The 12868-nt window shown below is 47.6% G+C and carries 9 protein-coding genes; all 9 read right to left on the bottom strand.

Annotated features, from left to right (window positions below; all coding sequences use genetic code 11):
• Positions 1 to 23: 23 nt before the first annotated feature.
• Positions 24 to 4250: a DNA-directed RNA polymerase subunit beta' gene (gene rpoC, locus FE392_RS07215; protein ID WP_319929555.1), complete on the bottom strand. Its 4227-nt coding sequence runs from the start codon at positions 4248 to 4250 to the stop codon at positions 24 to 26.
• Between the two features lie 148 nt (positions 4251 to 4398).
• The gene (gene rpoB, locus FE392_RS07210; protein ID WP_319929554.1) at positions 4399 to 8427 is read right to left on the bottom strand and encodes a DNA-directed RNA polymerase subunit beta; all 4029 of its coding nucleotides are present in this window, start codon (positions 8425 to 8427) and stop codon (positions 4399 to 4401) included.
• 408 nt (positions 8428 to 8835) lie between these two features.
• A complete protein-coding gene (rplL, locus tag FE392_RS07205; protein WP_045972989.1) occupies positions 8836 to 9201 on the bottom strand; it encodes a 50S ribosomal protein L7/L12 in 366 nt (121 codons plus the stop codon).
• Positions 9202 to 9264: 63 nt separating this feature from the next.
• On the bottom strand, positions 9265 to 9762 hold the full coding sequence (gene rplJ, locus FE392_RS07200; protein ID WP_319929553.1) for a 50S ribosomal protein L10: 498 nt from the start codon (positions 9760 to 9762) through the stop codon (positions 9265 to 9267).
• A gap of 343 nt (positions 9763 to 10105) precedes the next feature.
• Positions 10106 to 10807, bottom strand: coding sequence for a 50S ribosomal protein L1 (gene rplA / locus FE392_RS07195; protein ID WP_319929552.1), 702 nt, complete (start codon positions 10805 to 10807; stop codon positions 10106 to 10108).
• Between the two features lie 3 nt (positions 10808 to 10810).
• Entirely contained in the window at positions 10811 to 11239 is a 429-nt protein-coding gene (rplK, locus tag FE392_RS07190; RefSeq protein WP_038237931.1) for a 50S ribosomal protein L11, read from the bottom strand.
• A 211-nt stretch (positions 11240 to 11450) separates the two neighbouring features.
• The gene (gene nusG, locus FE392_RS07185) at positions 11451 to 11996 is read right to left on the bottom strand and encodes a transcription termination/antitermination protein NusG (protein WP_319929551.1); all 546 of its coding nucleotides are present in this window, start codon (positions 11994 to 11996) and stop codon (positions 11451 to 11453) included.
• 3 nt (positions 11997 to 11999) lie between these two features.
• On the bottom strand, positions 12000 to 12383 hold the full coding sequence (secE, locus tag FE392_RS07180) for a preprotein translocase subunit SecE (RefSeq protein WP_319929550.1): 384 nt from the start codon (positions 12381 to 12383) through the stop codon (positions 12000 to 12002).
• A 412-nt stretch (positions 12384 to 12795) separates the two neighbouring features.
• Positions 12796 to 12868 (bottom strand): EF-Tu C-terminal domain-related protein (locus tag FE392_RS07175; protein ID WP_131818057.1); only part of this gene is annotated, 73 nt, incomplete at its 5' end.

Here is a 12868-nt window from a genome sequence, read left to right as displayed (position 1 = left end):
ACGGAATGCTACTCATCTCAGTCTTATTCATTATCGCTGCTGCTACCGAAACCAGCATTCAACAACTCAGCAAGGTTTGCAGTCGCTTCATCAACGCTAACTTGTGGTGCTTCAACCACTTCATTTTCGTGACGACGGCGGATGCGATCCTGATGGTAAGCATAACCTGTACCCGCAGGGATCAGACGACCAACAATAACGTTCTCTTTCAGGCCACGCAATTCATCACGTTTACCTGCAACAGCCGCTTCAGTCAGTACGCGAGTTGTTTCCTGGAACGACGCCGCAGAGATGAAGGATTCTGTTGCCAGTGATGCCTTGGTGATACCCAGCAGGTCACGGTGGAAAGTCGCTGGTACTTTACCATCCAACTCCAGCTTACGGTTCGCGACTTTAACACGCGCGTATTCAACCTGCTCGCCTTCGAGGAATTCGGAGCTACCGGCGTTCGCGATAGTCGCTTTACGCAGCATCTGACGAACGATAACTTCGATGTGTTTATCGTTAATCTTAACGCCTTGCAGACGGTAAACTTCCTGTACTTCGTTGGTAATGTAACGGGCTACCGCGTGAACACCACGCAGACGCAGAATATCATGTGGAGATTCTGGGCCATCGGAGATCACGTCACCACGTTCAACAACCTCACCTTCGAACACGTTGAGCTGACGCCATTTAGGGATCATCTCTTCGTAAGCATCACCACCATCCAGTGGGCTGATTACCAGACGGCGTTTACCTTTGGTTTCTTTACCGAAGGAAACGATACCGCTGATTTCTGCCAGGATAGCAGGCTCTTTCGGACGGCGAGCTTCGAACAGGTCTGCAACGCGTGGCAGACCACCGGTGATATCTTTAGTACCGCCAGATTCCTGAGGAATACGTGCCAACGTGTCACCCGCGGAGATAGAAACACCATCTTCCAACTGAACAATGGCTTTACCCGGCAGGAAGTACTGGGCAGGCATATCCGTTCCTGGGATCAGGACGTCATTGCCTTGGGCATCAACGATACGCAGTGCTGGACGCAGGTCTTTACCGCTACCAGTACGCTCCGCGCTGTCCAGAACCACCAGTGAAGACAAACCAGTCAATTCGTCCGTCTGACGAGTAATGGTCTGGCCATCAACCATGTCATAGAACTGAATAATACCGGAGACTTCACTCACGACTGGCATGGTATGTGGATCCCAGTTCGCAACGGTTTCACCGCCAGTAACTGCTTCACCATCACCTTTCGACAATACCGAGCCGTAAGGCACTTTATAGCTTTCTTTGGTACGACCGAAATCGTCAATCAGGCGCAATTCGGTATTACGGGAAGTAATAACCAGTTTACCCGCTGAGTTTGTAACGAATTTCGCGTTGGACAGTTTCAACTGACCTTTGTTACGTACCTGAATGCTGGATTCTGCTGCCGCACGAGATGCCGCACCACCGATGTGGAACGTACGCATCGTCAGCTGTGTACCCGGCTCACCGATTGACTGTGCCGCGATAACACCAACAGCTTCACCTTTGTTGATGATATGACCACGAGCAAGGTCACGACCATAACACTTAGCACAAACACCGAAGTCAGTTTCACAACTTACTACGGAACGTACTTTCACGCTGTCGACGGAGTTTTCTTCTAACAGATCACACCATTTTTCGTTCAGCAGAGTGTTACGTGAAACCAGAATGTCCGCTGTACCTGGCTTCAGAACATCTTCAGCAGTTACACGACCCAGTACGCGCTCACGCAGTGGCTCTTTAACGTCTCCACCTTCGATAACCGGAGTCATCAGGATACCGTCGTGAGTACCACAGTCATCTTCAGTCACAACCAAGTCTTGGGCAACGTCAACCAGACGACGGGTCAGGTAACCGGAGTTTGCCGTTTTCAATGCGGTATCCGCAAGACCTTTACGAGCACCGTGGGTTGAGATGAAGTACTGGAGTACGTTCAGACCTTCACGGAAGTTCGCTGTGATTGGGGTTTCGATGATCGAACCGTCTGGAGTCGCCATCAGACCACGCATACCCGCCAACTGACGGATCTGAGCAGCAGAACCACGAGCACCGGAGTCCGCCATCATAAAGATGTTGTTGAAAGAAACTTGCTGTTCTTCTTCACCGTTACGGTTAATAACAGTTTCAGTAGACAGGTTTTCCATCATCGCTTTAGCAACACGTTCGTTCGCCGCAGCCCAGATATCGATAACTTTGTTATAGCGTTCGCCAGCAGTTACCAGACCTGACTGGAACTGTTCCTGAATTTCGGCCACTTCCGCTTCCGCTTCCGCGATGATGCCTTCTTTCTTCTCAGGAATTACCATGTCGTCGATACCTACGGATACCCCTGAACGGGCAGCGTAAGCAAAACCGGTATACATGGTCTGGTCAGCTAAGATAACAGTTGGTTTCAGACCCAGTACGCGATAACAGGTATTCAGCATTTTGGAGATTGCTTTTTTACCCAGCGCCTGGTTAATCAGTGAGTATGGCAGACCTCTTGGTACGATCATCCACAGGATGGCACGGCCTACAGTGGTATCAACCAAACCTGTATTAACAGTGACATTACCTTCGCCATCTCTCACTTCTTCAGTGATACGAACTTTAACGCGAGCGTGCAGAGAAGCCAGACCTGCGCGATAAACACGCTCTGCTTCTTTAGGCCCGCTCAGAACCATGCCTTCGCCTTTCGCGTTAACACAGTCACGAGTCATGTAGTACAGACCCAATACAACGTCCTGAGATGGAACGATGATTGGTTCACCGCTCGCTGGAGACAGGATGTTGTTGGTAGACATCATCAACGCACGAGCTTCCAGCTGGGCTTCCAGCGTCAGCGGTACGTGAACAGCCATCTGGTCACCATCGAAGTCGGCGTTATATGCCGCACACACCAATGGGTGCAACTGAATAGCTTTACCTTCGATCAGAACAGGTTCGAATGCCTGAATACCCAAACGGTGAAGAGTTGGTGCACGGTTCAGCAGAACCGGGTGCTCACGGATTACTTCATCCAGGATATCCCATACGACTGATTCTTCACGCTCAACCATTTTCTTGGCTGCTTTGATGGTAGTCGCCAGACCACGCAGTTCCAGCTTGCCGTAAATGAATGGCTTGAACAGCTCCAGTGCCATCTTCTTAGGAAGACCACACTGATGCAGACGCAGGTATGGACCTACGGTAATTACAGAACGGCCGGAGTAGTCAACACGTTTACCCAGCAGGTTCTGACGGAAACGACCTTGTTTACCCTTGATCATGTCTGCCAAGGATTTCAGAGGACGTTTATTGGAACCGGTAATTGCACGACCGCGACGGCCGTTATCCAACAACGCATCAACCGCTTCCTGCAACATACGTTTTTCGTTACGTACGATGATATCTGGCGCAGCCAGATCCAGCAGGCGTTTCAGACGATTGTTACGGTTGATAACGCGACGATACAAATCGTTCAAGTCTGAAGTTGCAAAACGACCACCATCCAATGGAACCAATGGACGCAGGTCTGGTGGCAGAACTGGCAGAACGGTCAGAACCATCCACTCTGGCTTGTTACCAGACTGAATGAAAGCTTCCAGCAATTTAATACGCTTGGTCAGCTTCTTGCGCTTGGTTTCTGAGTTAGTTTCATTCAACTCTTCACGCAAAGTTTCACATTCGTTTTCCAGATCCATATTTTTCAGCAAGGCCTGGATCGCTTCTGCGCCCATTTTTGCGTCAAATTCGTCACCGAATTCTTCCAGCGCATCCAGATACTGCTCTTCAGTCAGGATTTGGCTACGCTCAAGGCTGGTCATGCCGCCTTCAACAACCACATAGGATTCAAAGTACAGTACACGCTCAATGTCACGCAGAGGCATGTCCAGCAGCAAACCGATGCGGGATGGCAAAGATTTCAGGAACCAGATGTGAGCGGTAGGAGATGCCAGCTCGATGTGCCCCATACGTTCACGACGAACTTTAGTCTGGGTTACTTCAACGCCACACTTCTCACAAATCACACCACGGTGTTTTAAACGCTTGTATTTACCACACAAGCATTCGTAATCTTTTACTGGCCCGAAAATACGCGCACAGAAAAGACCGTCACGCTCAGGCTTGAACGTACGGTAGTTAATGGTTTCCGGCTTTTTTACTTCCCCGAATGACCACGAACGGATCATATCTGGAGAGGCCAGAGCAATTTTGATCGCATCAAACTCTTCGGTCTTAGTTTGGGCTTTCAGAAACTTCAATAAGTCTTTCACGAAATGGCTCCTGTCGGAGTTAGACCTGTTAGGTGAGCGGCCCATGCCGCTCCCCTCTATAACCAGTATAACCACTGGGACCAGTGCAACCACTGGCTGGTAAGCTGCCCGACATTTTCATGCCGGACAGTACCAGCGGGAAAACGATTTATTCGTCTTCCAGCTCGATGTTGATACCCAGCGAGCGGATTTCTTTCAGCAATACGTTGAAAGATTCCGGCATGCCTGGTTCCATCTGGTGGTTACCATCCACGATGTTTTTATACATCTTGGTACGACCGTTAACATCGTCGGATTTAACGGTGAGCATTTCTTGCAGGGTATACGCAGCACCGTATGCCTCCAATGCCCACACTTCCATCTCACCGAAGCGCTGACCACCGAACTGAGCCTTACCACCCAGCGGCTGCTGAGTAACCAGGCTGTAAGAACCGGTAGAACGGGCGTGCATCTTGTCATCAACCAAGTGGTTCAATTTCAGCATGTACATGTAACCAACGGTTACTTGACGCTCGAATTGTTCACCAGTACGGCCATCAAACAGTGTGATCTGACCAGAAGTCGGCAAGCCACCCAGTTTCAGCAGTTCTTTGATTTCGGTTTCTTTCGCACCATCAAAGACTGGTGTCGCGATTGGCATACCTTTTTTCAGGTTTTCTGCCAGACGCATCACTTCATCGTCAGTGAAAGTGTTCAGATCCACTTGCTGGCGAGTGTCATCACCCAGATCGTAAGCTTTCTGGATAAATTCACGCAGTTTGGCAACTTCTTGCTGCTGTTTCAGCATAGCATTGATTTTGTCACCAATCCCTTTTGCCGCCATACCCAAGTGAGTTTCCAAGATCTGACCGATGTTCATACGTGATGGTACGCCCAGCGGGTTCAGTACGATGTCGACAGGAGTCCCGTTTTCATCGTAAGGCATGTCTTCGACCGGGTTGATTTTGGAGATAACACCCTTGTTACCGTGACGACCTGCCATCTTGTCACCAGGCTGGATCTGACGTTTCACAGCCAGATACACTTTGACAATTTTCAGCACGCCAGGTGCCAAATCATCGCCCTGTGTGATCTTACGACGTTTGGCATCCAGTTTTTTCTCGAACTCTGTTTTCAGTTCGTCATACTGTTCTGCCAACTGCTCCAGCTGATTTTGTTTTTCTTCATCAGCCAGGCCCAGCTCCAACCAACGCTCACGAGGCAGTTTGCTGAGTTTTTCAGCTTCAATGCCGCCAGCAACCAGTACGGAGTGAATACGGGCAAACAGGCCAGCTTCGAAAATTTGCAGTTCTTCTGTCAGGTCTTTTTTCGCCTGACGCAGTTGCATTTCTTCGATTTCCAGCGCGCGTTTGTCTTTTTCTACGCCATCACGGGTAAAGACCTGTACGTCGATAACGGTACCAGAAACACCGTTTGGTACGCGCAGAGAAGAGTCTTTAACATCAGACGCTTTCTCACCGAAGATCGCACGCAGCAGTTTTTCTTCTGGTGTTAATTGAGTTTCACCTTTTGGTGTCACTTTACCAACCAGAATATCGCCACCTTTCACTTCCGCACCGATATAAACGATACCGGATTCGTCCAGTTTAGACAGCGCTGCTTCACCCACGTTAGGGATGTCAGCAGTGATCTCTTCAGGCCCCAGTTTGGTGTCACGGGACACACAAGCCAGTTCTTGAATGTGAATAGTGGTGAAACGGTCTTCCTGAACAACACGCTCAGATACGAGGATGGAGTCTTCGAAGTTATAACCATTCCATGGCATGAATGCCACGCGCATGTTCTGACCCAGTGCCAATTCACCCAAATCGGTGGATGGACCATCAGCCAATACGTCATTGTGTTCTACTTGTTCGCCCAAAGAAACACATGGCATCTGGTTGATACAAGTGTTCTGGTTAGAACGGGTATATTTGGTCAGGTTATAGATATCAATGCCCGCTTCGCCAGCGTACATTTCATCTTCGTTGACCTTGATAACGATACGAGATGCGTCGACATACTGAACAACACCACCACGTTTAGCAACAGAGGTTACACCGGAGTCAACCGCTACCGCACGTTCCATACCTGTTCCGACCAGCGGCTTGTCTGCACGCAATGTTGGAACCGCCTGACGTTGCATGTTTGCACCCATCAATGCACGGTTGGCGTCATCGTGTTCAAGGAATGGGATCAAGGAAGCACCGACGGACACGATCTGCTGTGTCGAAACGTCCATGTACTGAACTTGATCACGGTTGAACAAGCTGGATTCATCGTAATGACGGCAAGTGACCAGCTCTTCAACGAAGTGGCCTTCTTCATCCAATACGGTGTTAGCCTGCGCGATAACGTAGTTACCTTCTTCGATAGCAGACAGGTAGTGGATTTCATCAGTCACTACGCCATCACGAACTAAACGGTAAGGTGTTTCAAGGAAACCATACTCATTGGTACGCGCATAAACGGACAATGAGTTAATCAGACCGATGTTTGGACCTTCAGGCGTTTCGATTGGACATACGCGACCGTAGTGAGTCGGGTGTACGTCTCGCACTTCGAAGCCTGCGCGTTCACGGGTCAAACCACCTGGGCCCAACGCAGAGATACGGCGTTTGTGGGTAATTTCAGACAGTGGGTTGTTCTGATCCATGAACTGAGACAGCTGGCTTGAGCCAAAGAACTCTTTCACTGCCGCAGAAATTGGTTTGGCGTTGATCATGTCCTGTGGCATCAGGGTATCCAGATCACCCAGAGACAGACGCTCTTTTACTGCACGTTCTACGCGCACCAGGCCAACACGGAACTGGTTTTCAGCCATTTCACCAACGGAACGGATACGACGGTTGCCCAAGTGGTCGATATCATCGACTTCACCTTTACCGTTACGGATATCAATGAGCTTTTTCATTACATCAATGATGTCTTCTTTGCTCAGGATACCGGAACCTTCAACTTCGTCACGATCCAGTGAACGGTTGAATTTCATACGACCAACCGCAGACAGATCATAGCGATCTTCAGAGAAGAACAGGTTCTCAAACAGGTTTTCTGCGGCTTCGCGTGTTGGTGGCTCACCAGGACGCATCATGCGATAGATTTCAACCAATGCGCTCAAGCGATCATTAGTTGGGTCTACACGCAGCGTTTCGGAGATGTATGCACCGTGATCCAGATCATTGGTAAACAGGGTCTCGATAGATTTGTGACCAGACTGGCTCAGACGTGCCAGCAGATCCAAAGAGAGTTCCATGTTCGCAGCACAGATAATTTCACCTGTGTTCTGGTCAATGTAATCTTTCGCTACAACTTTACCAGCAATATATTCAACAGGTACTTCGATGAGATTTACCTGATCTTTTTCTAGCTGGCGAATATGGCGAGCAGTGATACGGCGGCCTTTTTCAACATAGACCTTTCCGTTCGCTTCGATATCAAATGAAGCTGTCTCGCCACGCAGACGTTCTGGAACCAGAGTCATCTGCAATTTATTGTCGCGAATTTCGAAAATGGTTTTGTTGAAGAACAGGTTCAGGATGTCTTCAGTTGTGTAATCCATTGCACGCAAAATAATCGAAGCCGGCAGCTTACGGCGGCGGTCGATACGTACAAACAAGTTATCTTTTGGATCAAACTCGAAATCCAACCATGAACCACGGTAAGGGATGATACGTGCATTATACAGTACCTTACCGGATGAATGGGTTTTACCCTTATCGCTGTCAAAGAAAACGCCTGGGCTACGATGTAACTGAGATACGATAACGCGCTCAGTACCGTTGATAACGAAAGTTCCGTTACCAGTCATGAGTGGAATTTCACCCATGTAGACTTCTTGCTCTTTGATGTCTTTGACTGTGCCTTCTGGCGCTTCGCGCTCATAGACCACCAGACGCAGCTTAACGCGCAGTGGCGCGGAGTAAGTTACACCACGGATCTGACACTCTTGAACATCAAAAACTGGCTCGCCAAGACGGTAGCTTACATATTGCAGCTCGGAACTGCCGCTATAGCTCTGAATTGGGAACACAGAACGGAAGGCCGCTTCAAGTCCATTTTGGCCTTCAGGATCTTGCTCGATAAATTTATCGAACGAGTCAAGTTGGATAGAAAGAAGATATGGAACATCCAAAACTTGTGGACGTTTACCAAAATCCTTACGAATACGTTTTTTCTCGGTATAGGAGTAAACCATAGGGTTCCTCAGCTCGCTGATAAGTGACCCACTCTGTCCGCCCTTAAGGACAGCACTCGGCAACACTATTTTTTTCGAACAGAAAATAGATTATTTTCCGTAATACTCATTGCTATTACTCTTAAATCATTTCATTGCGTTACCTGACTACCGAGCTATCCGAGTGGATCGTAGCTGAGAACGCAGTATATTAAGTCGTCAATAGGAAGGAGTATTCTGGGCTAATTAGCAGCTAAACAGTGTGAAATGCTACTAATCCCCGATTTAATGCCTGTAGAATAATGCTGTTAAAACAAGGTGTTGAATACCACCTTAGCAAACAATATCCTTACAGCGCAAAAAGGCTGGCGATTAAATAATCGCCAGCCGCCAGCCTTAAAGTATCAGGCTGCGAACTTCAGACTGATCTTACTTGATCTCAACAGAAGCACCAGCTTCTTCCAGAGATTTTTTCAGAGCTTCAGCGTCGTCTTTGCTGATGCCTTCTTTCAGTGCTGCTGGTGCGCTTTCAACCAGGTCTTTAGCTTCTTTCAGACCCAGGCCAGTTGCGCCACGTACTGCTTTGATTACAGCAACTTTGTTAGCGCCAGCGCCAGTCAGGATAACGTCGAATTCAGTTTTTTCTTCAACTGCTTCAGCAGCACCACCAACTACAGCAACAGCTGCAGCAGCAGAAACGCCGAATTTTTCTTCCATCATGCTGATCAGTTCAACAACGTCCATTACAGACATTTCTGCAACTGCGTCCAGAATTTGTTCTTTAGTGATAGACATAACAAGTGTTCCTAAAATTCAGAAAAAGTTTATACGTTAAAAAGCAACGAAGGAAATAAGCAATTAAGCTGCTTCTTTCTGATCGCGTAGCGCAGCCAGAGTGCGAACCAGTTTGCCTGCAGAGGCTTCTTTCATGGTTGCCATCAAGCGTGCGATCGCTTCTTCGTAAGTTGGGAGTGTCGCCAGGCGATCGATGTTAGATCCTGGGATGAACTCACCTTCAAAGGCTGCTGCTTTAATCTCGAATGCTGGGTTCGCTTTAGCGAAATCTTTGAACAGACGAGCTGCTGCGCCCGGATGTTCAGAAGAGAAAGCAATCAAGGTTGGACCAACAAACGCTTCTTTCAGGCACTCGTAATCGGTACCTTCAACAGCACGGCGCAGCAGGGTGTTACGTACAACGCGTACGTTAACGCCAGCTTCACGGCATGCTTTGCGCAGTTCAGTCATTTTATCTACGGTAACGCCACGAGAATCCGCAACAACCGCAGACAGCGCGCCTTTGGCTACTTCGCTGACTTCAGCAACAATCGCTTGTTTGTCTTGAAGATTTAGTGCCATTAGCTTCTTGCTCCTGGATTAACCGGGAAAACCCGGAACTCACTTCACTCAAAGCACAGGATGTGCCTGAGCGCTAAAACACGGTGAGCAGAATCCAGAAAATAAATTTCATTTGGCTCTGTCACCGTCTACGCAGGATATTAAGTAAGTAATTTCTACGTACTTACGCCTGCGGTCTTGGACGGGGCTTGGATAAGGCCAAGCTCCAACCGAAAACTTGTGATTTGCCGATGGCCTTATTTTTCAAAGGGTGTGTATCATTGAACACACTATCAGGCAAATTCGAAGCGTCAGATTTTAGACAAATCTGACGCTCAGGTAAAGCTTTATTCAGCTTAAATTATTAAGCTACTGCGTTCAGACCAGACTGGTCGATCGCTACACCTGCACCCATGGTAGTAGACAGGCTAACTTTCTTAACGTAAACGCCTTTAGCAGAAGATGGTTTTGCTTTTTTCAGCGCAACCAGCAGAGCTTCCAGGTTTTCTTTCAGTTTGTCAGCGTCGAAGTCAACTTTACCGATAGTGGTGTGGATGATACCGTTCTTGTCGTTACGGTAACGAACCTGACCTGCTTTAGCGTTTTGTACAGCTTCAGCAACGTTAGGAGTTACAGTACCAACTTTCGGGTTTGGCATCAGACCACGTGGGCCCAGGATTTGGCCCAGTTGGCCAACAACGCGCATTGCATCTGGAGATGCGATAACTACGTCGAAATCCATCTCGCCTTTCTTAATCTGTTCAGCCAGATCTTCCATACCTACCAGTTCAGCGCCAGCAGCTTTAGCCGCTTCAGCGTTTGCACCCTGAGTAAATACAGCAACACGTACTGAACGACCAGTACCGTGTGGCAGAACAGTTGCACCACGAACGTTTTGGTCAGATTTACGAGCATCGATGCCCAGGTTAACAGCTACGTCAACGCTTTCTACGAACTTAGCAGTAGCCAGTTCTTTCAGCAGAGCAACGGCTTCGTTGATGTCATACTGTTTAGTTGCATCAACTTTTTCACGGATAGTGCGCATGCGCTTAGTCAGTTTAGCCATTGATTAACCCTCCACTACCAGGCCCATGGAACGAGCAGTACCTTCGATTGAACGCATCATCGCGTCAACGTCAGCACCAGTCATGTCCGCAGCTTTAGTTTCAGCAATCTCACGGATCTGAGCGCTGGTCACTTTACCAACTTTGTCTTTGTTTGGTTTACCAGAACCAGACTTAACGCCAGCTGCTTTCTTCAGCAGAACTGCTGCAGGTGGAGTTTTGGTAACGAAAGTGAAAGAACGGTCTGCATAAACAGTGATAACAACTGGAATTGGCAGGCCTTTTTCAATGCTTTCAGTTTTAGCATTGAACGCTTTACAGAATTCCATGATGTTAACACCTTGCTGACCCAGAGCTGGACCAACTGGTGGGCTTGGGTTAGCCATGCCAGCTGCAACTTGCAGCTTAACGTAGGCTTGTACTTTCTTAGCCATTTAAATTTCCTCTATATGGGTATTATCGCCTCAAAAATGAGGCTCCCCTGACGACTTAGGCCCCGTCTTAAAGACCAGACCACTTAAAACATTTATCTGAGTTTTACCTAGCTGACATTACCTAAATAATGCCTAGATAAAAAACAAAAGGCGCGAAATTGTATTCTAATTTCACACCTTCTGCAAGCATCTCGCCTACTTAAACATCAAATCAGGATTTCTCTACCTGACTGAAATCCAGTTCGACTGGTGTAGCACGGCCAAAGATAGAGACCGAAACTTTTAAGCGGCTCTTTTCATAGTCAACTTCTTCGACTATGCCATTAAAGTCTGCAAACGGACCATCGCTGACGCGAACCATTTCGCCTGGTTCGAACAGAGTTTTTGGCCGTGGTTTATCACCAACTTGCTGAAGACGATTCATAATCGCATCAACTTCTTTATCGCTAATTGGTGCTGGGCGGTCAGACGTGCCGCCAATAAAACCCATTACGCGAGGTATGTTGCGAACCAGATGCCAGGTATCATCGTTCATTACCATCTGTACTAAGACATAACCCGGGAAGAATTTGCGTTCGCTTTTGCGGCGCTGGCCACTGCGGATCTCAACCACTTCTTCTGTCGGCACCATCACTTCACCGAAAGATTCTTCCATATCTTGTAGTTTGATATGTTCACGCAGAGATTGAGCAACACGACCTTCAAACCCAGAAAATGCCTGTATGACATACCAACGCTTTTTTGGGGATTCAGACATTTTTTAAAACCTCAGGCCTGTAATAAATGAAACTAAACGCACCAGAATACCATCCAATCCCCACAAAATCAGAGACATGACAGCTGTTACAGCCGCAACAATCAATGTTGTGTGCAACGCTTCCTGGCGAGTTGGCCAAATGACTTTACGCATTTCAATGCGGGCTTCGCGGGCAAAAGCTAATGCAGCTTTACCTTTTGCAGTCCACAATGCAACTGCTCCTGCAAAGGCAACAATAGCAACGACAGCTATCGCGCGCAGAGGCAGGTTATACTCTCGGTAATAATAATTACCCACAATAGCAACCACCAGCAGCACTGCTACCACTAGCCATTTCGCTATATCAAGACCACGCCCGCTTTCTTGAGCATCGCTATTCGCACTCATAAACCAACCTGTAACTATATGTAAGTAACTATGATGTAAATAGATAGCCAGCTTGCCTCGCAAGAGCAAAACAAATCAGACCGAACCCAAAGATAATTGTAATTGTATCTGACTCGGCGCCATAATTCAGTAGGACTTTTTATCTTAATGATATTTAAGCCCATCCGTTGTATCAGAGCCTATCTCACCAATAATTAAGAATAGTCACTAAATAGCAAATTATCTTGCTATCAAGTTGCTATTAATGAGCAACCATTGATGAGATAGGTTCTTACTAAGACAACTGTTCTTTTAATCTTAAGGGGATTACTTAAGACAATATCTTAAAAACAATACCTTAAAAACAATGTCTTAAAACAACGTATAAAAAGGGCATCTGTCGATGCCCTTCCAAAATGAACACATTAAAAAATTATGCGATCACTTTAGCAACAACACCAGCACCAACAGTACGGCCACCTTCGCGGATTGCGAAGCGCAGACCT

It is taken from the genome of Xenorhabdus santafensis, assembly GCF_033949405.1.
In the GTDB taxonomy this organism is placed as follows: Bacteria; Pseudomonadota; Gammaproteobacteria; order Enterobacterales; family Enterobacteriaceae; genus Xenorhabdus; species Xenorhabdus santafensis.
This window is presented reverse-complemented; position numbering and strand designations above follow the sequence as displayed.

Coding starts and splice junctions, on each gene's coding strand:
- rplA (WP_319929552.1), bottom strand. CDS start 10,807: ATGGCTAAACTGACTAAGCGCATGCGCACTATCCGTGAAAAAGTTGAT.
- nusG (WP_319929551.1), bottom strand. CDS start 11,996: ATGTCTGAATCCCCAAAAAAGCGTTGGTATGTCATACAGGCATTTTCT.
- rpoB (WP_319929554.1), bottom strand. CDS start 8,427: ATGGTTTACTCCTATACCGAGAAAAAACGTATTCGTAAGGATTTTGGT.
- rplJ (WP_319929553.1), bottom strand. CDS start 9,762: ATGGCACTAAATCTTCAAGACAAACAAGCGATTGTTGCTGAAGTCAGC.
- rplK (WP_038237931.1), bottom strand. CDS start 11,239: ATGGCTAAGAAAGTACAAGCCTACGTTAAGCTGCAAGTTGCAGCTGGC.
- secE (WP_319929550.1), bottom strand. CDS start 12,383: ATGAGTGCGAATAGCGATGCTCAAGAAAGCGGGCGTGGTCTTGATATA.
- rplL (WP_045972989.1), bottom strand. CDS start 9,201: ATGTCTATCACTAAAGAACAAATTCTGGACGCAGTTGCAGAAATGTCT.